Raw genomic sequence first — 23,320 nt, 5'->3', positions numbered from 1 at the left:
ATGCTCCGCGACTCGCCTCGGTCCCGGCTGTTCCTCGCCGTGCTGGTCGCGGCGGCCGTGGTCCTGATCGTCCTGGACGCGCGCCCCGGGAGCAACCCGGTCACCTCGCTGGCCCGCGGCGGTGGAGAGCTCGTCTTCGCGCCCACCGCGGCCGGGGTCGGCCTGGTCACCGGGCCCGCGGCCACGTTCTACGAAGGCGTCAGCCAGGGCCCCGAGGCGGCCGCGCGCATCGCCGAACTGGAGGCCGCCAACGCCGAACTGGAGGCCGGCCTCCAGGCGGCCCGTCTCGACGAGGGGCGCGCGGACCAGCTCGACCAGCTCCTGCACCTGTCCGGCCTGGGCGGTTACGAGATCGTCCCGGCGCAGGCCGTCACCCGCACCACCGCGCGGGGATACGCGCACACGGTCACCATCGACGCGGGCACCGACTCCGGGATCGGCCCCGACATGACCGTGGTCAATGGCTCCGGCCTGGTCGGCCGGGTCGTCGAGGCCGGACCCCGCACCGCCACCGTCAAGCTCGCCACCGACGTCAACTCCGCGGTCGGCGCACGTCTGGAGCAGACCAGCAAGATCGGCGCGGTCACCGGCGGCAGCGTCCCGGGTGGTCCCGAGGCCGACCTGACCCTGGAGCTGTTCGACATGGAGGCCCCCATCGAGGAGGGGGACCGCGTGGTCACGCTGGGATCGCACGACGGCGCGCCCTTCGTGCCGGGGGTGCCCATCGGCACCGTCGACGAGGTCCAGGTCGCGCCCGGCGCGCTGAGCCGGATCGCCCGCATCACCCCGGCCGTGGACTTCTCGTCCCTGGACATGGTGGGTGTGGTCGTCGGTGGCCCGGCCGAGGACCCGCGCGACTCCGTGCTCCCGCCCAAACCCAAGCCAGAGGGGGACCAATGAGGACCGCAGCGACCCTGCTCATGGTGACCGTCGCGGTGCTCGCCCAGGCCACCGTCGTCAACCGCCTGCCCTTCGAGTGGGGCCCCGGCCCCGACCTCGTGCTCGCCGCGGTGGTCGCCGTGGCCCTGACCACCAGCCCGGCCTCGGCCGCCGGATGCGGGTTCGCGGCGGGGCTGGCCATGGACGTGCTGCCCCCGGCCGAGCACCCGATGGGCCGCTACGCCCTGGTGCTGTGCCTGGCCGCCTACGTCCTGGCGCTACTGCGCGCCAACACCGGCCTGGGCGGCTCCGCGGGTACCGGGATCTCGGCCTGGGCCGCCCTGGGTATCACCGCGGTGACCGCCGCGGGCGTGGGTGTGGGATACGCGTTCGTCGGCTTGGTCATGGGCGACGCCAACGTCACCCTCGCCACGGTCGGCCGCAACGTCGCCGTGGGCGCGCTGCTGACCACGCTGTTCGCGCCACTGGCCACCCTGCCCGTCCTGTGGGTGCGCTCGCTGCTCGCCGAGAGCGATTTCGCCACCATCCAGGGGCCGACCTCCACGGGCGGGTGGTGACCCGGTGCGCAAGCCACCCGTGGATCCCGCCCTGCCCGGACGCAGGCTCGGCTGGTTCGGTCTCGTCTTCGCCCAGTTCCTGGTCCTGGTCCTGTTCGCGGCCCTGGTCGCCCGCCTGTGGTATCTCCAGGTACCGATGGCCGACTACTACCGCGAGCTCGCTGTCGCCAACCACCACCAGGAACTCGTCGTCCCCGCCACCCGCGGGCAGATCCTCGACTCCAGCGGCCGCACCGTGGTCAGCAACAAGACCCAGCTCCTGGTCTCGGCCGACTACCACGAGCTCCAGGGCATGGAGGACGGCGGTGAGGGGGTCCTGAGCGATCTCTCCGGCGTCCTCGACGTCCCCCTGGAGGAACTCCAGCAGCGCATGCGCCTGTGCGGCCCCGAGGTCCAGCGGCCCTGCTGGCCCGGATCGCCCTACCAGCCCGTCACCCTCGCCGAGGACGTGGACGGTCCCGTCGCCCTGCAGATCATGGAGCGCGCCGACGACTTCCCGGGGATCACCGCGCAGGCGCAGGCCGTGCGCGAGTACCCCTACGGAGAGCACGCCGGGCAGATGCTCGGCTACCTCCAGCCCGTCACCCAGGAGGAACTGGAGGCACGCGAGGAGCTGCGCACCCAGTTCACCGGGATCGACATGGTGGGTCGTGACGGCCTCGAAGCCGTCTACGACAAGCAGCTGCGCGGCAACGCCGGACTGCGGACCCTGGGCGTGAACAACCACGGCGAGATCATGGACGTGATCTCCGAACGCCTCCCCGAAGCCGGCGCGCACCTGGTCACCCACATGGACATGAACGTCCAGAAGGTCGCCGAGCGCGCACTGGCCAAGGGGATGGCGGGCGCACGGCCCAAGTACAAGGCCGACTCCGGCGCCGCCGTCGTCCTGGACGTCACCAACGGCGGGGTCGTGGCCATGGCCAGCGTGCCCACCTACGACCCCAGCATCTGGGACGGCGGCATCGACCAGGAGACCTTCGACGCCATGCTCAGCGAGGAGGCCGGGGAGCCCCTGCTCTCCCGCGCCGTCCAGGGCACCTACCCGCCCGGCTCCACCTTCAAGGTGTCGTCGATGTCCGCCGCGGTCGAGAACGGGTACCCGCTGCGCAGCACCTACGCCTGCCCCGGTTCGGTCAGCCTGGCCGGGCAGAGCTACGAGAACTACGCGGGCGCGGGCCAGGGCAGCATCACCCTGAAGCAGGCGATCATCGCCTCCTGCAACACCATCTTCTACAACTTCGGCTACCAGATGTGGCTCAAGGACGGCGGTCTGCACCCCGACGGCGACCCGGAGGAGGCCATGGCCGAGATGGCCCGCGGCTACGGCTTCGGCTCGCCCACCGGCGTGGACCTGCCCTACGAGACCGGCGGCCGCATCCCCGACCGCGAGTGGAAGCGCAGTTTCTGGGAGCAGACCCGGGAGGTCAACTGCGAGCGTGGGGAGAAGGGCTACCCGGAGGTGGCCGAGACCGACCCGTCCCGGGCCGCCTACCTCAAGCTGCTCGCCTACGAACACTGCGTGGAGGGCTTCGAGTGGCGGGCCAACGAGGCGATCAGCTTCGCGATCGGCCAGGGCGACGTCCTGGTGAGCCCGCTGCAGCTGGCCAGCGCCTACGCGGCCATCGCCAACGGCGGCACGCTGTACGAACCCCGCGTGGCCAAGGCGATGGTCGCCGCGGACGGATCCAGCGTCGAGATGATCGAGCCGACGGTCAAGAACAAGGTGCCGGTCAGCGACGAGACCATCGAGTACCTCCAGGAGGCCCTGGCCGAGGTGACCACGTCCGGTACCGGTGGCGGTGCGTTCGCGGGCTTCCCACAGGACCAGGTGGCGGTGGCCGGCAAGACCGGTAGCGCCGACGCCGAGGGGCGCCAGGTCTCGTCCTGGTTCGCCTCCTACGCCCCGGTCGAGGACCCGCAGTACGCCATCGTGGTCCTGGTCTCCCAGGGCGGTACCGGTGGTGAGACCTCGGCGCCCATCGCCCGCGAGATCTACGAGGGCATCTACGGGTTCTCCGGCTCCGGCGACAGCGAGGACGCGGAACGGGGCGAACCGCTGCTGCCCGGCGGTAAACCGCACACCGAACTGCCGGTCGTCCGCTCGGACGGTTCCATCGAGACGCTGGAGCCCTGATGATCACGAACATGGGCGGCCCGACCCGTCCTCAGCGCGACTTCGGGCGGACCCTGTCCGCGGCGGCCGGGGGAGCGCGCCGCCTCGACTGGGTTCTGGTCGGCGCGGTCCTGGCACTCGGCGGGATCGGCTCCCTGCTGGTGTGGTCGGCGACGCTGCCCGGTGACGGGAGCAACCCGCTCGAATCCACGGACCAGCTGGTCCGCCACCTGGCGCACCTGGGCGTCGCCCTGGTGGCCTGCCTGCTGGTGGCCAGCATGGACTACCGCACGGTTCGCGCGTACGTGCCCATCGTCTACCTGCTGACCATCGTCGGCCTGATCCTGGTGATCACCCCGCTCGGCGCGGTGATCAACGGTTCGCGCGGCTGGATCGTGGTCGGCGGCTTCCAGTTCCAGCCCAGTGAACTGGCCAAGGTCGGCCTGGTCCTGGCACTGGCCACCCTGCTGGGCGAACCCCGGGACGGCGAGACCCGTCCCATGACCCGCGACGTGCTGTTCGCTCTGTTGGTGATGGTGGTGCCGCTGGTGCTGGTGGTGTTCCAGCCCGACCTCGGCACCAGCCTCGTGCTCGTCGCGATCTTCCTCGGCGTGCTCGCTCTGTCCAGGGCCCCGGTCATCTGGGTGGCGAGCATGCTCGCCAGCGGTGCGGTCGCGGTGTTCGCGGTGCTGTGGTTCGACCTGTTGGAGCCTTACCAGGTGCAGCGGATCGCCACTCTGATGGACCCGGCGGCCGACCCCCAGGGGGCGGGCTACAACTCCGCCCAGGCGCTGATCGCCGTGGGCTCGGGCGGCTTCGACGGCACCGGGCTCTTCCAGGGGGAACAGACCCACGGGCGGTTCGTGCCCGAGCAGCACACCGACTTCATCTTCACCGTGGCGGGAGAGGAACTCGGGTTCGTCGGGGCCGCGGCGATCATCATCCTGTTCGTGGTGGTCCTGTGGCGGATCCTGCGCATCGCCCAGGGGTGCGACCTGCCGTACCCGCGGCTGCTGTGCGTGGGGACGGCCGCCTGGTTCGGTTTCCAGGGCTTCGTCAACATCGGGATGGGACTGGGGCTGTTGCCGGTGACCGGCCTGCCGCTGCCCTTCGTGTCGTACGGCGGCACCGCGATCCTCGCCAACATGCTGGCCGTCGGTCTGGTGCTGGGCGTCAACTCCCGGGACCGCGGCTTCGAGTTCTGACCGCGCCCTGCCCTTCCGGGCGGCCCCGGCCTTCTGGCCAGTTCCCGTCCGGTCTCGACGCGGCCTGTGGACAACCCTCCGGGGCCGGGGAGGCGCCGGTAGCCTGGAGTGATCCAGCCAGACACGATGTCCGCCGATCGAAGGCCAACACCATGTCCGTCGAAAGCATCTTTCCGCGCCTTGAGGCCCTGCTCCCGCAGGTGAGCAAGCCGATCCAGTACGTGGGCGGTGAGCTCAACTCCGTCGTCAAGGACTGGGACTCCACCAGAGTGCGCTGGGCGCTGATGTACCCGGACGCCTATGAGGTTGGGGTGCCCAACCAGGGCGTGCAGATCCTCTACGAGGTTCTCAACGAACGCGAGGGGGTGCTGGCCGAGCGCTCCTACGCCGTCTGGTCGGACATGGAGGAGTTGATGCGCGAGCACGGGGTCCCGCACTTCACCGTGGACTCCCACCGGCCGATCCGCGCCTTCGACGTGCTCGGGCTGAGCTTCGCCAGCGAGATGGGCTACACCAACATGCTCACCGCGCTGGACCTGGCCGGTATCCCGCGCCGTTCCGCCGACCGGACCGAGGAGGACCCCCTCCTCCTGGCGGGCGGGCACTCCGCCTTCAACCCCGAGCCCATCGCCGACTTCCTGGACGCCGTGGTCCTGGGTGACGGGGAGGAGGTCGCCCTCGCCGTCACCGAGATCATCCGCGAGTTCAAGGACGAGGGCGAACCCGGCGGCCGCGACGGCCTGCTGCTGCGCCTGGCCGCCACCGGCGGGGTGTACGTGCCGCGCTTCTACGACGTCAGCTACCGCGACGACGGCCGGATCGCCGCCTACACGCCCAACCGCCCCGGGGTGCCGAACACGGTCCAGAAGCACACCGTGATGGACCTGGACCAGTGGCCCTACCCCAAGAAGCCGATCGTGCCCACGGCCGAGTCCGTGCACGAGCGCTACAGCGTGGAGATCTTCCGCGGCTGCACCCGGGGCTGCCGGTTCTGCCAGGCCGGGATGATCACCCGCCCGGTACGCGAGCGCAACCAGCAGACCGTCCAGAAGATGGTCGAGGAGGGGGTGAAGTCCTCCGGGTTCCAGGAGGTCGGCCTGCTCTCGCTGTCCAGCGCCGACCACAGCGAGATCGGTGACATCGCCAAGAACCTCGCCGACCACTACGAGGGCACCAACACCGGGCTCTCCCTGCCCTCCACCCGGGTGGACGCCTTCAACATCGACCTCGCCAACGAGCTCACCCGCAACGGCCGCCGGTCCGGGCTGACCTTCGCGCCCGAGGGCGGCAGTGAGCGGATGCGCCGGGTGATCAACAAGATGGTCACCGAGGAGGACCTCATCCGCACCGTCACCGCCGCCTACGCGGCCGGGTGGCGGCAGGTGAAGCTCTACTTCATGTGCGGTCTGCCCACCGAGGAGGACGAGGACGTCCTGGCCATCGCCGACCTGGCCACCGAGGTGATCCGCACCGGCCGCGAGGTGACCGGGCGCAAGGACATCCGCTGCACGGTCTCCATCGGCGGGTTCGTGCCCAAGCCGCAGACCCCGTTCCAGTGGGCGGCCCAGACCTCGCACGAGGACGTGGACGCCCGCCTGCGCAAGCTGCGCGACCGGCTGCGGGGGGACCGCAAGTACGGCAAGTCCATCGGCCTGCGCTACCACGAGGGCCGCCCCTCCATCGTGGAGGGGCTGCTCTCCCGCGGCGACCGCAGGGTGGGCCGGGTCGTGGAGGAGGTCTGGGAGGCGGGCGGCCGCTTCGACGGCTGGAGCGAGCACTTCTCGTACGACCGCTGGATGAGGGCGGCCGAGGCCGGACTGGCCGGAACCGGCGTGGACGTGGACTGGTTCACCACCCGCGAGCGCGACGAGGACGAGGTCCTGCCCTGGGACCACCTGGACGCCGGGCTGGACCGCTCCTGGCTCTGGCAGGACTGGCAAGACTCCCTGCACGGCGAGGAGTCCCTGGAGGTCGACGACTGCCGCTGGAACCCCTGCTACGACTGCGGGGTGTGCCCCACGATGGGCACCGAGATCCAGATCAACGACACGGCCGGGGGCCGCCCGATGCTGCCACTGACCGTGCTCTGAGGCCCTGGGAGCGCACTGGTCCGCGTCGTATTGGTCTGGGCCGGTCCGGACCGCGGAGGCGGCGGATCGGCCCCTCAGGGGGGTGAACCACGGGGCCGTGCGGGGAACCTGAGGGCTGTGGGCCTGCTGATGTCCGGGAAAACTGGCGCAACCAGTGTGAATCGGGTGAAAGAGGAGTAGGATTCGCGCTCCGGGCGCTCTCTGCCGTGGGGCTCGACCTCGCCGGTGCTTCGTGCGCCGGGGGAGCTTCTCCCACAGGTCCTCTCCCGTGAAGGAGGGCGGCCGGGGAGGAAGGTGTACGGCCCGGCGCCCCGCTCGCGCCGGGCCGTACGTGAAGTAAGACTCGCGGGGCGCCCGGGGGGTTGCCATGGATTCGGGATTTCTTTGGATTTTTTTTCCGGACCCCCGTGTTCTGGTGGTGAATGCCGGTGCGGAGTCCGCCCGGACCCGGTCGGGACTTTTCGATCGGGGGTCGTCGGGGGAGGTAACCGGTATGCGAGTCCTGTTGGCGCATGTGCACCGCGGCGCACCGTACGCTGAGCAGGACGAGGAACAGCCCCTGCGGGCCGCCACAGCCGGTCCGGACCCAGGGGGCACCGAGGAAAGGAGTTGAGCTGCCCCCCGCACACGAGGGCACCACCTCACCCTCCACCGCCAGCCCCGGCCAACGCCTTCGCGTCCGCTACGCCAAACGCGGGCGCATGCGCTTCGCGAGTCACCGCGACATCGCCCGGGCACTGGAGAGAGCCCTGCGCAGGGCCTCGGTACCCGTGGCGTTCTCCGCTGGCTTCTCACCACACCCCAAGATCTCCTACACGGGCGCGGCCCCCACCGGGGTCGCCAGCGAGGCGGAGTATCTTGAGCTCACTCTGGCCGAGGCGCGCCGACCCGAAGAGGTAAGGGTCGCGATCGACGCGGCCATGCCCGACGGGATCGACGTGGTCGAGGTCGTCGAGGCCCGCACCCCGGGTCTGGCCGACCGGCTGCAGGCCTCCCAGTGGCGCGTGGAGATGGCGGACGTCGATCCCGACGACGCCGCCAGGGCGGTGGCCGCCTACCTGGCCGCCGAAAGCGTCGAGGTGGAACGGATGACGAAGAAGGGCCGACGCCGCTTCGACACCCGCCCCGCTGTTCTCGGCATTGATGTGTGTAGCCGATCCCACGGGCGCGCCCCAGGGGACCGACACGCGACATATGCCATACTTCGAATGGTCGTACGGCACACGACACCTGCTGTACGACCGGACGACGTGCTGACCGGCCTTCGCCAACTGGCCGACCTCGCGCCGCTGTCATCACCGAAGATGACCAGGCTGGCGCAGGGGCCACTGGACGAGGCGACAGGTGCGATCGCCGATCCGTTCGACGCGGACCGACCCGAAGCTCACACCATCGAGAGCCCCGGACCCGCGCACGACCAGACGAACGATCGCCGCACCCGCGCACCACGGCCGTCATCGCCCATAGCGGGACCGCCGCAATGAACGGTCCCAAAGCGGGGAACATGGGCGAAACCACAGGACTTTGCCCCGGTGGCACCCCGGTGCCACCGGCGCTGACACAGCGACGACAGCTCTCGTGAGCCGCGCTACCGACCGAGAGGTCGAGGTGCGCCCGAGCGCTTTGACGGGAGACCGCCCGGATGCTCGACAACGAGCCCAAGAACGGTGCCGACGGCACCGCGGGTACAACTGAAACAACCGAGAACAAGGCGGCGACGCCCCCTTCGGGGGACGGCGCGGTGCGGGTGACCACGCCCGCGCCGGCCAAGGGCGCTCGCCGCGCGGCAGGACCACCCCCCGAACCCGACGACGTCTTCTCTCCGCCCGCCATGCCGGTCACCACCCTGGCCGGCTCCGGTGAGGGCGGCACGGTCAAGACCTCGGTGAGCACTTCCAGCTCGCGCAAGCGCACCGTGCGCGCCGCGGGCCGACCGGACGACGCCCCCGCCGCCGCGCCGCGCCGTACGCGTACCCGGGCGGCGGCCCAGGACAAGGGCGACGACGCCGCCGGTACCGCGCAGGCCACCGAGTCCGCTGACCCCGGTGGCTCCGCCGAGGTCCGGGACGACGCCGGGGCCCGGGGCGGCACCAAGGACAACGACAAGGACTCCGGAAGGAGCCGGACCCGCGGCAGGACGCGTGGCCGTTCGGGCCGGACCGCGGACCGGGCCGCCGAGGCGCCCGCCCCGCAGACCCACGACGACCCGGAGGAGGCCGAGGAGACCCCGGCCGAGACCTCCGGCGGCGCCGTCTTCCAGCCGCCCGGCGGCATGCTCTTCCAGCCCCCGGTCGCCAGCGCTCCCGCTCAGACCAAGCCCAAGAAGGAAAAGGTCGTCGAGGCGGAGACCGAGCCCGAGGAGGACACCGAGGAGGAGTCCGCCGAGAGCCCGGCCGAGGAGACCGGTTCGGACGAGCGCCCCAGCCGTCGCCGTCGTCGCCGCGGCGGTCGTGGCCGCGGCCGCTCGCGCACCGGCGAGGACCAGGACAACGAGGACGCCCAGAGCGACTCCGGGCCCGCCGAGAGCACCGCCAAGCAGCGTGAGAGGGACGACCGCGCCGACGCCGGGGAGAGCGGCGCCGAGGAGGCCTCCGGTGAGGACTCCGAGGACGGTGAGGACGGCGAGCGCGGCGGCAGCAGCCGTCGCCGTCGTCGCCGCCGTCGGCGTTCGGCCTCCGGCGGCGAGTCCACCAACGACGACCCGCCGAACACCGTGGTCAAGGTGCGCGAACCGCGCCAGGAACGGCCCATCGAGAACGAGGTCCAGGCGGTCCGCGGATCCACCCGCCTGGAAGCCAAGAAGCAGCGCCGCCGCGAGGGCCGTGAGCAGGGCCGCCGCCGCGCGCCCATCGTCACCGAGTCCGAGTTCCTGGCCCGCCGCGAGGCCGTCAAGCGCGACCTGGTCGTGCGCCGGATCGGCGACCGCACCCAGATCGCCGTCCTCGAGGACGACATCCTCGTCGAGCACTACGTGGACCGGGCCACGCACCGCTCCTACGTGGGCAACGTGTACCTGGGCCGGGTGCAGAACGTGCTGCCGTCCATGGAGGCCGCCTTCGTCGACATCGGCAAGGGCCGCAACGCCGTGCTGTACGCGGGCGAGGTCAACTGGGACTCGTTCGGCCTGGACGGCCAGCCCAAGCGCATCGAGTCGGTGCTCAAGTCCGGCCAGTCGGTCCTGGTACAGGTCACCAAGGACCCGGTCGGCCACAAGGGTGCCCGTCTGACCAGCCAGATCAGCCTGCCCGGCCGCTACCTGGTGTACGTCCCCGGCGGGTCGATGACCGGTATCAGCCGCAAGCTCCCGGACAAGGAGCGGGCGCGCCTCAAGACCATCCTCAAGAAGGTGATGCCCTCCGGCGCCGGTGTGATCGTGCGTACGGCAGCCGAGGGTGCCAGCGAGGAGGAGCTCGAGCGCGACATCAACCGTCTCGCCAAGCAGTGGGAGTCGATCAAGCGCAAGTCCAAGTCGGCCAACGCCCCGTCCCTGCTCAACAGCGAGCCGGACCTGACGGTGCGCGTGGTGCGCGACGTGTTCAACGAGGACTTCTCCAGCCTGGTCGTCGCGGGTGAAGAGGCCTGGACCACCGTCCACGAGTACGTGGACTACGTGGCGCCCAACCTCGCCGAGCGCCTGTCGCACTGGGACGAGGACCGCGACGTCTTCTCCGAGTACCGGATCGACGAGCAGATCAACAAGGCTCTCGAGCGCAAGGTGTACCTGCCCAGCGGCGGTTCGCTGATCATCGACCGCACCGAGGCCATGACCGTGGTCGACGTCAACACCGGCAAGTTCACCGGCCAGGGCGGGAACCTCGAGGAAACGGTCACCAAGAACAACCTCGAGGCGGCCGAGGAGATCGTCCGCCAGCTCCGCCTGCGCGACATCGGCGGCATCATCGTCATCGACTTCATCGACATGGTGCTGGAGTCCAACCGCGACCTGGTGCTGCGTCGGATGCTGGAGTGCCTGTCCCGGGACCGGACCAAGCACCAGGTGGCCGAGGTCACCTCGCTCGGTCTGGTGCAGATGACCCGTAAGCGGGTCGGCCAGGGGCTGCTCGAGGCCTTCTCGCACACCTGTGACCACTGCAACGGTCGCGGCCTGCTGATCTCCAGCGACCCGGTGGAGAACAAGGGCGGCGGAGCCGGCGGCACCGGTCGCAAGAAGAAGAAGGGCAAGGGCGAGGCCGACGGGGCCGCTGACAAGGCCGAGAAGCAGGACGGCGACGACCGTCCCGCGGAGGCCGAGGAGAGCGCCGAGCAGCCCGCCACGAAGGCCGACAAGGGCGACAAGCCGGAGAAGGCCGACAAGCCAGAGAAGGCGACCAAGCGCAGTCGTGGCCGCAAGGCCGCCGAACCGGCGGCCGAGGCCGAGCAGGCCGGTTCTTCCCCGGACGCTGCGGTTGAGGAGGGCCCGGCCGCTGTGACCGAGCTCGCACCGGACGTCGAGGCCCCCGAGGCCGAGCAGTCCGCCCCGGCGAAGAAGACGCGTAAGCGTTCCTCCCGCGCCAAGAAGGCCGTCGAGCCCGTGGAGACCGCGGCAGCGGCCGAGGCGGCCGCGCCGGAGCCCGCCGTGGAACAGGGCGACCAGACCCCGGAGCAGACCGAGGCCCCCGCGGCCGAGGAGGCCCCGGCCAAGAGGACCCGTCGGCGCACCAGTACCCGCAAGGCGGCCGCGGCCGCCGACAGCGGTGCCGGTGAGCAGGCGCAGGCGAGCGGCACCGATCAGGCCTCGGACGCCGACGCCGCCGAGACACCCGCCGACGGGGACGCTGAGGGCGCGACCGAGCGTCCCAAGCGTCGCCGTACACGGCGGACCAAGACGGCGGTGACCTCACCGACCGGTGGGTCCACCGCGGTCGACGCCGGCTGACCTCACGGTCAAGGCGGGACAGCAGCCTGGCCCGGAACCGGTAACGAACCGGTCCGGGCCAGGACATGTGTGCGGGCCTGTGTCGGGTCGGTGGTAATCTGATGGACGGTGCCTCGGCGCGCCTCGAATGTTCGCGCGCCCCGAGACCGCAGTGCTCTCCACCAAGGTGGGTTTGTTTCCCTCAGATCCCCTCGCCCCGCTACAGGCGATTCGTGGATCGTGGCATCACGGTCATGAGTGAGCGCATTATTCGTTGAGCGAGCAGGAAGAGAGTTACCCGGTGTACGCGATCGTGCGAGCGGGCGGCCGACAGGAGAAGGTGTCTGTCGATGACGTTCTGAACATCGACAGGGTCTCCGACGAGACCGGCGCCACCCTTACCTGGCAGCCCATCCTTGTGGTCGACGGTGACAACGTCATCAGCGAGGCCGACAAGCTGAGCGGCTACACGGTTACCGCCGAGGTCCTCGGCGAGACCAAGGGCCCCAAGATCAACATCATGAAGTACAAGAACAAGACCGGTTACAAGAAGCGCCAGGGTCACCGCCAGAAGCACACCCAGGTGCGCGTCACCGGCATCGCGGCGAAGTAGGAGGCTGGAGAAATGGCACATAAGAAGGGCGCATCTTCCAGCCGTAACGGTCGTGACTCCAACGCCAAGCGCCTCGGCGTGAAGCGCTTCGGCGGTCAGTCCGTTTCGGCCGGTGAGATCCTGATCCGTCAGCGCGGCACCAAGTTCCACCCGGGCGCCAACGTCGGCCGTGGTGGCGACGACACGCTGTTCGCGCTGGTCGACGGTGAGGTCAAGTTCGGCAGCTTCCGCGGCCGCAAGGCCGTCAACATCGTTCCGGCCGCCGCCGAATAGGCTGCGCCGTAACAGCGGTTTTTCGGGGCGGGCCAGGGAACACTGGCCCGCCCTTCGCGTTGTCACTACTGAGTCACTGTTGACACGTGTGCAGTACCCGGTCTCCGCCAGGTGGCGGCGGCCCCATGAGTAACGGGGAGAGTTATGCCTGACTTCGTCGACGAGGCGGTCTTGCACGTCAAGGCCGGGAACGGCGGGCATGGCTGTGCCTCCGTGCACCGTGAGAAGTTCAAGCCGCTGGGCGGACCGGACGGCGGCAACGGCGGCCGGGGCGGCGACGTCGTCCTGGAGGTCGACAGCCAGACCGCCACGCTGCTGGACTACCAGCGCCGACCGCACCGCAACGCCCAGAACGGCACGCCCGGCCAGGGCGGCCACCGCGCCGGGGCCAAGGGCCAGGACCTGGTCCTGGCCGTGCCCGACGGCACCGTGGTCACCAGGGCCGACGGTGAGTTCATCGCCGACCTGGTCGGCCACGGCACCCGCCTGGTGCTGGCCCAGGGCGGTAGCGGCGGCCTGGGCAACGCCGCGCTGGCCTCCAAGAAGCGCAAGGCCCCCGGCTTCGCCCTCAAGGGTGAGGAGGGCGAGGCCTTCGACATCCGCCTGGAGATGAAGACCATCGCCGACGTCGGCCTGGTGGGCTTCCCCAGCGCCGGCAAGTCGTCGCTGATCGCCGCCATGTCCGCGGCCCGGCCCAAGATCGCCGACTACCCCTTCACCACCCTCATCCCGAACCTGGGCGTGGTGGAGGCTGGCGCCACCCAGTACGTCATCGCCGACGTCCCCGGCCTGATCCCGGGCGCGAGCGCTGGCAAGGGCCTGGGCCTGGAGTTCCTGCGCCACATCGAGCGCTGCTCCACCCTGCTGCACGTCCTGGACTGCGCGACCTACGAGCCGGGCCGCGACCCGGTCAGCGACCTGGACGCCCTGGAGGCCGAGCTGGCCGCCTACGGCGAGCAGGCCGGGGTGGACCTGTCCGACCGCCCGCGCATCGTCGCCCTGAACAAGGTGGACGTGCCCGAGGCGCGCGAGCTCGCCGACATGGTCACCCCCATGCTCCAGGAGCGCGGCTACAAGGTCATGGAGGTCTCCGCGGCCTCCCGCGAGGGCCTGCGCGAACTCTCCTTCGCCCTGGGCGAGCAGGTCACCGCGGCCCGCGAGGCCACCCCGCCCGAGGAGCCCACCCGCATCGTGCTGCGGCCCAAGATGATCGGTGACGTGCCCTTCGAGGTCGTGCCGCTGGGCGACAACGCCTTCCAGGTGCGCGGCGATAAGCCCGCCTGCTGGGTGCGCCAGACCGATTTCTCCAACGACGAGGCCGTCGGCTACCTCGCCGAGCGCCTCAACCGCCTGGGCATCGAGGAGGCGCTGGCCAAGGCCGGCGCCACGCAGGGCGCCGAGGTGCACATCGGTACCGAGGAGGACTCGGTGGTCTTCGACTGGGACAACTCCATGGACGCCGAGGCCGTCCCGTCCGGCCCGCGCGGAACCGACGCCCGGCTGGGCTGACCCGCGCGGGGACCGACCGCTCCACACCAGCCGGACCCACACAGGTAGGAGCACGGCGCCCGGGCAGGGCGCCGTGCCACGGATGGAAAGCCCCTCGTGGTGCACAGCGCAGATATCGAAGAGCAGTACGCCGACTCCCTGGAGTCGGCCGGTCGCACAGCGGTCGGCCAGGCGCGCCGGATCGTGGTCAAGGTGGGGTCCTCCTCACTGACCACCCCGGACGGGCTGATCGACTCGGGCCGGATCCGCGACCTGGTCGAGGTCCTGGTGGCCCGCCGAGCCCTCGGACAGGAGGTGATCCTGGTCTCCTCCGGTGCGGTGGCCGCGGGGATGACCCCGTTGGGCATGACCCGCCGTCCGCGCGACCTCGCCTCCCAGCAGGCCGCGGCCAGTGTCGGTCAGGGCCTGCTCCTGGCCTCCTACTCCGCCGAACTGGCCGGGCACGGGCTGACCGCCGCCCAGGTCCTGCTCACGGTGGAGGACATGATGCGCCGGGTGCAGCACCGCAACGCCCAGCGCACCCTGCGCCGCCTGCTGGACATCGGCGCCCTGCCGATCGTCAACGAGAACGACACCGTCGCCACCCACGAGATCCGCTTCGGTGACAACGACCGCCTCGCCGCCCTGGTGGCCCACCTGATGCGCGCCGACGCCCTCGTGCTGCTCTCGGACGTGGACGCGCTCTACGACGGCAATCCGGCCGACGAGGGCACCTCGATCGTGCGCCTGGTGCGCGGCCGGGCGGACCTGGACGGCATCGACATCGGCAGCACCGGCAAGCGCGGTGTGGGCACCGGCGGCATGGTCACCAAGGTGGACTCGGCGCGGATCGCCACCGAAGCGGGCGTGCCTACCCTGCTGACCTCGGCGGCCAACGCCCGCGCGGCCCTGTCCGGCGAGCGCGTGGGCACGTTCTTCGCCGCCGCCGACGGCCGCCGCCCCTCCGCCCGTCAGCTGTGGCTGGCGCACGCCACCGCCGGCCGGGGCAGCCTGGTCCTGGACCCGGGCGCGGTGAAGGCCGTGGTGAAGGAGAAGGCCTCACTGCTCCCCGCAGGTGTGGTGAAGGTGACGGGTGACTTCACCGCGGGGGACCCGGTCGACCTGCGGGACGAGGAGGGCGCGGTGGTCGCCCGCGGCCTGGTCAACTACGACGCCGCCGAGGTCCCCGACCTCATGGGCCGCTCCACCCGCTGGCTGGCCCGCGAGATGGGTCCCTCCTACGAACGCGAACTGGTCCACCGCGACGACCTCGTGCTGCTCGAGCGGGGATGAACAGCAACCGAAGGCCGGTCCGGGGCGCTGAACCCCGGCCCGGCCTTCGCCATGTCCGGGGCCGGTTCCCGGGGTTCAGCCCGGCGGGAACGCGGTGCCCTTGATCCCGCTCCCACAACCCGCTTGCCCCCGATGATCTTGCCGCCAGGAGCGCCGTACCACCGAAACCCAAGGCGCCGATCCCGCTCCCGGCAGCAAGATCATCTTCAGGGGGGATCAAAACCGGCCGGGGTGGCCGGCACGCCGCCCCCTCCGCCAGCGTTGTCGTGCGTTCGTGAAAGGCTCCATGACAGGACGTCCTGAGGAGGGTGGCTCCATCCATGTCGAGTCTCGTGACACGCCTGGCGTCGTTGGCCCTTCGGGTCTTCCGCAAACCGACCCTGGAGTCGGCGGAGGAGACCCGGGAGTGGCTGCACGGGCCCAAGGAGGAACCGCACCCGCCGCTCTGGCTCACCGGGCGGCACTGGATCACCCTTCGCGAGGTTGGCGGATTCTCCGTGTACACCGTGCTGCCCCGGACGGTGGAGCAGCCGCGCAAGGCCGTGCTGTACCTGCACGGGGGCACCTACGTCACCGAGATCACCGCTTGGCACTGGGTACTCATCTCCCGGATGGCCGACGCCGGCTGCCGGGTGGAGGTGCCGATCTACGGGCTGGCCCCCGAACACACCTACCGGGAGGCCTTCCCGTTCCTTACGGAGGCCTACCGGGAGCTGCTGGCGGACGTCGCTCCCGAGCGCACGCTGCTGGCCGGTGACTCCGCGGGTGGCGGGCTCGCGCTCGCCTTCGCCCAGACCCTGCCGGGGGCGGGGTTGCCGGAGCCCGTACGGCTGGTCCTGATCTCCCCGTGGGCCGACATGACGATGTCCAACCCGGACATCGCCGATGTGGAGGAGCGCGACCCCTGGCTGAGCCCCGTGGGCATGGTCGAGGCGGCCAGGGTCTGGGCGGGTGGGGACGATCTGTCACTGCCCCGGCTGAGCCCGGTCTACGGGGAACTGGCGGCCCTGCCGCCCATGGACCTCTACATCGGTACCCGCGACCTGCTGCTGCCGGACACACGACGTCTACACGAGCTGGTGACCGAAGTGGGCGGGGACTCGCACATCTACGAGGAGCAGGGCGCCTTCCACATCCACCCGCTGGTCCCGGTCCCCGAGGGCAGTAGTGCGCGCGAGCGGATCATGCGCACCGTCGAGGAGCTGTGAGGCCTGCCCGGCCGCCGTGCGGAGGCCGGGCAGGCCTCAGCCCTCGGCGCGTCGGATGATCCCCCGGCACCGCCTCTCCAGCAGCCGACAGGCCAGCCAGAAGAACCGGAAGGCCGGGTTGGTGGTCTGCTTGTGGTGGTAGCGGTAGTAGATCTGCTGGCAGATGACCGCGAGCCGGAACAGCCCGAAGACCTCGTAGAACGCCCACTCGCGTTCGGTGAGCTCGATGCCGCTCCGCTCCAGGTAGTGGTCCCTGGCCTCGGCGCGGGTCAGCATCCCCTCCAGGTGGGTGGGCTGCCTGCGGAACTGGCGGAAGAGGAGGCCGTCGTCGGCCTCCACCCAGTACGCCAGAGCCCCGCCCAAGTCCATCAGAGGGTCGCCCAGAGTCGCCATCTCCCAGTCCAGGAGGCCGACCGGGCGGGTGGGGTCCCGGCTGTCCAGGACGACGTTGTCGAACCGGAAGTCGTTGTGGATGAGGCAGGTCCGGCGGTCCCGGGGCTGGTTGGCGTCCAGCCAGGCCATCACCTTCTCGAACGAACCCACGTTCCACGTCCTCGCTCCGCGGTAGCGCTTGGACCACCCGGCCACCTGGCGGGCGACGTAGCCCTCGCCGCGGCCGAACCCGCCCAGTCCCGCCGCCCCGGTGTCCACCGAGTGCAGGTCCGCCAGCAGGTCCAGGACGTTCACGCACAGCCGCCGGACCTCCTCGGGGGAGAGGGAGACGTCAGGGGGCAGCTCCTTGCGGGGGATCGGCCCGGCCATGCGCTCCATGACGTAGAACTCCGAGCCGATCACCGAGGTGTCCGCGCAGAACGCCACCATCGCGGGCACGTACGGGAAGACCGGGGCCAGCCGGGACTGGACCCGGTACTCGCGGCCCATGTCGTGCGCGCCAGCCGCCTTCCTGCCGGCCGGGGGACGGCGCAGGATGAGATCGCGCCCGGGGTAGCGCAGCAGGTAGGTGAGGTTGGAGGCGCCGCCGGAGAACTGGCGGACCTCCGGGACGCCGTCGAGCCCGTCCGGGGCCCCGGCGTGTCCGCGCAGCCACTCGGCCACCGCGGCCGCGTCGAAGGCGTCCTCGGCGCGGACCTCGCGCGCCCCCGGGACACGTTCCCCAGCGGAGGGCTCGCTCATGTCAGCTTCCTGACGACCGACAGCGGCAGGCGCTTCATCAGGAAACCGATCGGCACCCACGGCCAGGCCGGGACGTACGCCCTGGCCCTGCGCTTCTCGATGGCCGCGACCATGGAGCGCACACCGGTCTCGGTGTCGACCATGAAGCGGGTCTTCTGGGCGACGTGCTCGTTCATCTCCGAACGGATGTAGCCCGGGTAGACCACCGACACGTCCAGGCCCGGCACGCGTTCGGAGCGCAGGCCCTCGGCGATGGCGGCCACCCCGGCCTTGGTGGCGGCGTAGACGGTCATGGCCTTGCGCATCCCGCGCAGGGCCGACATCGAGGAGATCATCACCAGGTGGCCGCGGCCCTGTTCGCGGAAGATCTCCATGGCCGCCTCCGACTGGGCCAGCGCCCCCACGAAGTTGGTCATGGCGGTCTGCCGGTTGGCGTCGAAGCGGCCCCTGCCGAGCGCGGCGCCCTTGCCCAGACCCGCGTTGACGATGACCCGGTCCACCGTGCCGAACTCCGCGGCCAGCTCCTTGAAGACCCGGAAGACGGCCTCGTCGTCGGTGACGTCCAGGGCCTTGAGCACCACCCGGCGGTCGGGGTGGGCGGCCGCGATCTCCTCCCTGAGAGCGGCCATCTTCTCGGTGCGCCGGGCACACAGGCCCAGGTCGTAGCCGAGGGTCGCGAACTGGCGCGCCATCTCCGCGCCCAGGCCCGCCGAGGCCCCGGTGATCAGGATCGTTCCCTTGCTCATGCGTGCTTCTCCGTGCTGGTCGTTCCGGTCTTCGCGGCGGGGCCGCCTCGCTCGACGCGGCGGCGGACGCCCTCGGCCGTCCGGCGCATCGTGCGGTCGTAGAGGGGGCGCAGCCAGCGTTTGGCGCGCAGGGCGGTCCGGCCGGCCCGGTCGGTGAGGATGACCGGCCTGCGGCGGTCCATGCCCTTGAGCACCTCGGCGGCGATCTCGTCGGCGGTCAGCTTCGACCCGTTGATCAGTTTGCCCGCGGAGGCCTCCACCGCGGGGTCGCCGCCGCGCAGGGAGGAGGCGAGGTTGGTGCGGAAGAACGACGGGCACACCACCGAAGTGGTGACGCCGTAGGGAGCGAGTTCGTGCTGGAGGGTCTCGCTGAGCGCCACGACCGCGGCCTTGACGGCGTTGTAGGAGCTCATGGTCGGTGGGTGGATCAGCCCGGCGGCCGAAGCGGTGTTGACGATGTACCCGGAGCCCTGCCGTTTGAGCATCGGGGTGAAGGTTCGGCAGCCGCGGACCACGCCGAACAGGTTGATCTCGGTGATCCAGCGCCAGTCGTCCAGGGTGAGGTGGTCGATCCGCCCGCCGGCCGCGACCCCGGCGTTGTTGACCAGCACGTCCAGCCCGCCCCAGGCCTCCTCCACGCGGGCGAGGGCGGCCGTCCAGTCGTCGTCGGAGGTCACGTCCAGGCGCAGGTACTCCGCGCCCCGGGGGAGGGCTTCGGGGGCCTGCTCGGCGAGGTCGGTGGCGAGCACCCGGTCACCGCGCGCCGCGAAGGCCGAGACCAGGGCTGCGCCCAGCCCGGAGGCTCCGCCGGTGACCAGGACACGGCGGCCCGGAGCGTTCGTCTTGTTCATCTGCGGGCTCCGTGCTTCATCAGTTCCAGGCGCGCGATGACCCCGCGGTGCACCTCGTCAGGGCCGTCGGCCAGGCGCAGCGCCCGCGCGCTGGTCCAAGCCCCGGCCAGCGGGAAGTCGTTGGACATGCCGCCGCCGCCGTGCAGCTGGATGGCGAAGTCGATGACCTGCTGGGCCATGTTCGGCGCGGCCACCTTGATCTGGCTGACCTCGCTGAGCGCGTTCAGCGGCCCGCCCTGGTCGAGTTTCCAGGCGGCGTTGAGTACCAGGAGGCGGGTGGAGTCGATGGCGATGCGGGCGTCGGCGATGCGCTCGCGGTTGCCGCCCAGGTTGGCGATCGGCTTGCCGAAGGCAGTCCGGGACAGGCCGCGCCGACAGGCGAGTTCGAGGGCCTTCTCGGCCAGGCCGATCAGACGCATGCAGTGGTGGACGCGGCCCGGTCCCAGGCGGCCCTGGGCGATCTCGAAGGCGCGTCCGGGCCCGGCGATGACGTTGGACAGGGGTACGCGCACGTCAGTGAAGGTGACCTCGCCATGACCGCCCGGCTCGTCCTTGAAGCCCATGGTGTCCAGGAGGCGCTCGACCCTCACACCGGGGGCGCTGCGGGGGACGATGACCATGGTGTGCCGGTGGTGGCGGTCGGCCTCGGGGTCGGTCAGACCCATGACGATGAGGAGCTCGCAGTCGGGGTGGCCGACGCCGGTGGACCACCACTTGCGGCCGTTGACCACGACCTCCTCGCCCCTGACCTCCGCGCGCAGCTCCATGTTGGTGGCGTCGGAGGAGGCGACGCCGGGCTCGGTCATGCAGAAGGCGCTGCGGACGCGGGCGTCCAGCAGCGGCTCCAGCCACTGCTCCTTCTGCTCCTCGGAGCCGTACTTGAGCAGCACCTCCATGTTTCCGCTGTCGGGTGCGTCGCAGTTGAACACCGCCGGGGCGAGGTGCGAGCGGCCGGTGAGCTCGGCGACGGGCGCGTAGTCGGTGTTGCTGAGCCCGGCCCCGCCGACGGTGCCGAAGCGCTCGGCGTAGGGGCCCTCGTGCCCGGCGGGCAGGAAGAGGTTCCACAGTCCCCGGGCGCGGGCCTTGGCGCGCAGCTCCTCGATCACGGGCAGGGGTTGCCAGGGGTCGCCATCGACCCGGCGGGCGGCGAGGTCGCGGTGGTAGTCCTCCTCGACGGGGTCGATCTCGGTCTCGATGAAGGCGCGGACCCGCTCGATCAGGTCGGCGGCGCGCGGGGAGGGTGCGAAGTCCATGTCTTTGACACTACGATCTTATTGAGCAATGCTCAATAGTGTGAACGAGGAAGCTCCGCGCCGGACGCGGATGACCCAGGACGAACGCAGGCGTCAACTGGTCGGGATCGGCCTGCGGATGCTGGTGGAGCGCCCCATCCAGGAACTGGCGGTGGACGAGGTCGCCAAGGAGGCCGGGATCTCCCGGGGGCTGCTGTTCCACTACTTCCCGAACAAGACCGCCTTCCACGACGCCGTGGTCGCGGCCGCCGGGCGCCGGGTGGTGCGCAACACCGCCCCGGACGAGGACCTGACCGGCTGGGACGCCGTCGCCCAGTTCGTGGAGCGCTTTCACGAACAGGTGGACCGCCGTCGGGGATCGTACCTGGCGCTGGTGTTCGGCGGGGGTTCGGTGACCCTGGACAGCGAACTGGTGGAGGACCTGCGCGAGACCATGGGCGCCCGCGTGCGCGACCTGCTGGGCCTGCCCGACTCCGCGGCCCCGGTCACCGACGCCTGGACCGCCTACGTGGAGGCCCGCGCCCTGCGCTGGAGCGCCACCCCCGCCACGGAACGCCCCCGGAGCCTGGCAGCCGAGACGGACCACTGCGTCCGCGCCCTGCGGGCCCTGCTGGACCTGAGCTGACCCCGGCGGAGCCGTCCGCGTGGGGGCCGGACACGTTCTAGGATGCGGGGCGTGAACCGAGAGACGACGCAGTACAACAGCCCGCGGCCGAGCGTTGGAACCCAGAGCCGCGGCGACGCCCAGCGCATCGGCGACGCTCCGCGCAACGGCGACGCCCAGCGGCCCGCCGCCTCCTCGCGGAACGGTGACGCCCACCCCCACGAGGGCGCCGTCCGCGAGGTCCCCACCGGGCGCAACGCCACCAAGCTCGTGTACGCGCCCGAGCAGGACGGCCTCGCCGACGCGGGCGAGATCGTGTGGACCTGGGTGCCCTACGAGGAGGACGCCGCGCAGGGCAAGGACCGCCCCCTGCTCGTGGTGGGCCGCAAGGGCAAGCGCCTGCACGGCCTCATGCTCTCCTCCCAGGCCCCCGACGAGCGCGAGCGCCAGGACTGGCTGCCGATCGGCGCGGGCGCCTGGGACGGCGAGGGCCGCGACTCCTACGTGCGCGTGGACCGCCTCTTCGAGTTCGACGAGGCCGCCATCCGCCGCGAGGCCGCCGTGATGGACGAGCGCCTCTTCTGGAAGGTCGCCGCTGTCCTGAAGGAGCGCTATGGCTGGAGCTGAGCGCTCCCGGCGAGTTCCGGACCCGCAGCCGTCCGGAGCGGGTCCGGTGGGGCTCGGGAGCGGGCCAGGGGTGCGGCTGTCTCAGCCTGTGGATAACGACGGGTGTTCGGTGACGGGGCGCTATACGCTGGAGGGGATCCCCCTGGTCCGGTGCCCTTCGACGCGGCAGGTCCACCGGCCCGGGCGGCCTCCCGAGCAAGGAAGCCCCGACAAGGATGACAGCCATGAGTGACATCGAGCGTGAGGTCCACGCGGTAGCCCAACGTGCCAAGGACGCTGCGGCCGACCTCGCGCCGCTCAGCCGGGCGGTGAAGGACCGGGCCCTGATGGCCATCGCCGACGCCCTGGTCAAGCGGGCGGACGAGATCACCGCCGCCAACGCCCGGGACGTGGAGCGGGCCCGCCGGGACGGCACCGGCCCGGCCATGATCGACCGGCTCACCCTGAACCCGGCGCGGATCGAGGCCATCGCCGAAGCGGTGCGCGAGATCGTCGAACTCCCCGACCCGGTCGGGGAGTCCGTGCGCGGCGGCGTCCTGCCCAACGGTCTGGACCTGCGCCAGATCCGGGTCCCGCTCGGGGTCATCGGCATCATCTACGAGGGCCGCCCCAACGTCACCGCGGACGCGGCCGCACTGTGCCTCAAGAGCGGCAACGCCGCCCTGCTGCGCGGCTCCTCCTCGGCCTACGACTCCAACACCGCCATCATCGGGGTCCTGCGCGACGCCCTGGAGGGCACCGGGGTCCCGGTCGACGCGATCCAGCTGGTCCCGGGCCGCACCCGCGAGTCCTCCACCGCGCTGATGCGCGCCCGCGGGCTCGTGGACGTGCTCATCCCACGCGGCGGCGGCTCGCTCATCCAGGCCGTGGTCCGCGACTCCACCGTCCCGGTCATCGAGACCGGCGAGGGCCTGTGCCACGTGTACGTGGACGCCGACGCCGACCTCGACAAGGCGGTGGCCATCGCCGTCAACGCCAAGGCCCAGCGCTGCTCGGTGTGCAACTCCGCCGAGACCCTCCTGGTGCACGAGGCCGTCGCCGACGCCTTCCTGCCCCGGGTTCTGGCCTCCCTCGCCGAGGCCGAGGTCACCGTGCACGGCGACGACCGCGTTCAGGCGGTCGCCGCCGCGCACCCGACCGGCGCCACGGTGGTCGAGGCCACCGAGGAGGACTGGTCCTCCGAGTACCTGTCCATGGACCTGGCCGTGCGGGTCGTGCCGGACGTGGACGCCGCGCTCGCGCACATCAGGAAGTACTCCACCCAGCACACCGAGGCGATCGTCACCGACTCGCTCAGCACCTCCCGGTACTTCGTGTCCCGGGTGGACTCCGCCGCCGTGATGGTGAACGCCTCCACGCGCTTCACCGACGGCGGTGAGTTCGGCTTCGGCGCGGAAATCGGCATTTCCACTCAGAAACTGCACGCCAGAGGCCCGATGGGGCTCACCGAAATGACCTCGACCAAGTACGTGGTCACCGGTGACGGTCACCTGAAGTAATCACCGGA

The 23,320-nt window shown here is 71.1% G+C and carries 19 protein-coding genes; 15 read left to right on the top strand and 4 right to left on the bottom strand.

Going from position 1 to position 23,320, the window contains the following annotated elements:
• The 12 genes from mreC (at window position 1) to HNR07_RS15970 (ending at window position 16,598) form a co-directional block, all read left to right on the top strand.
• Window positions 1-900 carry a rod shape-determining protein MreC gene (gene mreC, locus HNR07_RS16025; RefSeq protein ID WP_184365685.1) on the top strand — a complete coding sequence of 300 codons (900 nt, stop codon included), beginning with the start codon at window positions 1-3 and terminating at the stop codon, window positions 898-900.
• The gene (gene mreD / locus HNR07_RS16020) at window positions 897-1,457 is read left to right on the top strand and encodes a rod shape-determining protein MreD (RefSeq protein ID WP_184365684.1); all 561 of its coding nucleotides are present in this window, start codon (window positions 897-899) and stop codon (window positions 1,455-1,457) included. The genes mreC and mreD overlap by 4 nt, the downstream gene beginning before the upstream one ends.
• Before the next feature lie 4 nt (window positions 1,458-1,461).
• The gene (mrdA, locus tag HNR07_RS16015; protein ID WP_184365683.1) at window positions 1,462-3,594 is read left to right on the top strand and encodes a penicillin-binding protein 2; all 2,133 of its coding nucleotides are present in this window, start codon (window positions 1,462-1,464) and stop codon (window positions 3,592-3,594) included.
• Window positions 3,594-4,778: a rod shape-determining protein RodA gene (gene rodA / locus HNR07_RS16010; protein ID WP_184365682.1), complete on the top strand. Its 1,185-nt coding sequence runs from the start codon at window positions 3,594-3,596 to the stop codon at window positions 4,776-4,778. The genes mrdA and rodA overlap by 1 nt, the downstream gene beginning before the upstream one ends.
• Window positions 4,779-4,930: 152 nt before the next feature.
• Window positions 4,931-6,868, top strand: a complete 1,938-nt coding sequence (locus HNR07_RS16005) for a TIGR03960 family B12-binding radical SAM protein (protein ID WP_184365681.1) — start codon at window positions 4,931-4,933, stop codon at window positions 6,866-6,868.
• A gap of 701 nt (window positions 6,869-7,569) precedes the next feature.
• Entirely contained in the window at window positions 7,570-8,352 is a 783-nt protein-coding gene (locus tag HNR07_RS16000) for a TIGR03936 family radical SAM-associated protein (RefSeq protein ID WP_246420332.1), read from the top strand.
• Window positions 8,353-8,510: 158 nt separating this feature from the next.
• Window positions 8,511-11,744, top strand: a complete 3,234-nt coding sequence (locus tag HNR07_RS15995; protein ID WP_184365680.1) for an Rne/Rng family ribonuclease — start codon at window positions 8,511-8,513, stop codon at window positions 11,742-11,744.
• Window positions 11,745-12,024: 280 nt separating this feature from the next.
• The gene (gene rplU / locus HNR07_RS15990; RefSeq protein WP_017583464.1) at window positions 12,025-12,336 is read left to right on the top strand and encodes a 50S ribosomal protein L21; all 312 of its coding nucleotides are present in this window, start codon (window positions 12,025-12,027) and stop codon (window positions 12,334-12,336) included.
• A gap of 12 nt (window positions 12,337-12,348) precedes the next feature.
• On the top strand, window positions 12,349-12,609 hold the full coding sequence (rpmA, locus tag HNR07_RS15985; protein WP_017583463.1) for a 50S ribosomal protein L27: 261 nt from the start codon (window positions 12,349-12,351) through the stop codon (window positions 12,607-12,609).
• A 144-nt stretch (window positions 12,610-12,753) separates the two neighbouring features.
• A complete protein-coding gene (gene obgE / locus HNR07_RS15980) occupies window positions 12,754-14,118 on the top strand; it encodes a GTPase ObgE (protein ID WP_184365679.1) in 1,365 nt (454 codons plus the stop codon).
• A 99-nt stretch (window positions 14,119-14,217) separates the two neighbouring features.
• Entirely contained in the window at window positions 14,218-15,390 is a 1,173-nt protein-coding gene (proB, locus tag HNR07_RS15975; protein ID WP_184365678.1) for a glutamate 5-kinase, read from the top strand.
• Between the two features lie 320 nt (window positions 15,391-15,710).
• Entirely contained in the window at window positions 15,711-16,598 is an 888-nt protein-coding gene (locus tag HNR07_RS15970) for an alpha/beta hydrolase fold domain-containing protein (protein WP_184365677.1), read from the top strand.
• 36 nt (window positions 16,599-16,634) lie between these two features.
• Here the strand turns inward: HNR07_RS15970 and HNR07_RS15965 are convergent, their stop codons facing one another.
• Genes HNR07_RS15965 through HNR07_RS15950 form a run of 4 tightly spaced genes read right to left on the bottom strand, consistent with a single transcriptional unit; the run spans window position 16,635 to window position 20,582 of the window.
• Window positions 16,635-17,732: a phosphotransferase family protein gene (locus HNR07_RS15965; protein WP_184365676.1), complete on the bottom strand. Its 1,098-nt coding sequence runs from the start codon at window positions 17,730-17,732 to the stop codon at window positions 16,635-16,637.
• Window positions 17,729-18,478 carry an SDR family oxidoreductase gene (locus tag HNR07_RS15960; protein ID WP_184365675.1) on the bottom strand — a complete coding sequence of 250 codons (750 nt, stop codon included), beginning with the start codon at window positions 18,476-18,478 and terminating at the stop codon, window positions 17,729-17,731. The genes HNR07_RS15965 and HNR07_RS15960 overlap by 4 nt, the downstream gene beginning before the upstream one ends.
• Entirely contained in the window at window positions 18,475-19,329 is an 855-nt protein-coding gene (locus HNR07_RS15955; RefSeq protein ID WP_184365674.1) for an SDR family NAD(P)-dependent oxidoreductase, read from the bottom strand. The genes HNR07_RS15960 and HNR07_RS15955 overlap by 4 nt, the downstream gene beginning before the upstream one ends.
• Window positions 19,326-20,582: an acyl-CoA dehydrogenase family protein gene (locus HNR07_RS15950; protein WP_184365673.1), complete on the bottom strand. Its 1,257-nt coding sequence runs from the start codon at window positions 20,580-20,582 to the stop codon at window positions 19,326-19,328. Before HNR07_RS15950 ends, HNR07_RS15955 begins: the two co-directional genes overlap by 4 nt.
• Window positions 20,583-20,622: 40 nt before the next feature.
• Between HNR07_RS15950 and HNR07_RS15945 the strand changes: the two genes are divergently transcribed.
• The 3 genes from HNR07_RS15945 (at window position 20,623) to HNR07_RS15935 (ending at window position 23,312) form a co-directional block, all read left to right on the top strand.
• On the top strand, window positions 20,623-21,207 hold the full coding sequence (locus HNR07_RS15945; RefSeq protein ID WP_312893823.1) for a TetR/AcrR family transcriptional regulator: 585 nt from the start codon (window positions 20,623-20,625) through the stop codon (window positions 21,205-21,207).
• Between the two features lie 126 nt (window positions 21,208-21,333).
• A complete protein-coding gene (locus HNR07_RS15940) occupies window positions 21,334-21,813 on the top strand; it encodes a type II toxin-antitoxin system PemK/MazF family toxin (RefSeq protein WP_184372101.1) in 480 nt (159 codons plus the stop codon).
• Window positions 21,814-22,037: 224 nt separating this feature from the next.
• On the top strand, window positions 22,038-23,312 hold the full coding sequence (locus HNR07_RS15935) for a glutamate-5-semialdehyde dehydrogenase (RefSeq protein ID WP_184365672.1): 1,275 nt from the start codon (window positions 22,038-22,040) through the stop codon (window positions 23,310-23,312).
• Window positions 23,313-23,320 lie beyond the last annotated feature (8 nt).

Source organism: Nocardiopsis metallicus (assembly GCF_014201115.1).
Lineage (GTDB): Bacteria > Actinomycetota > Actinomycetes > Streptosporangiales > Streptosporangiaceae > Nocardiopsis > Nocardiopsis metallicus.
Note: the sequence above shows the minus strand (reverse complement) of the source record. Positions and strands in the feature narration are given on the sequence as shown.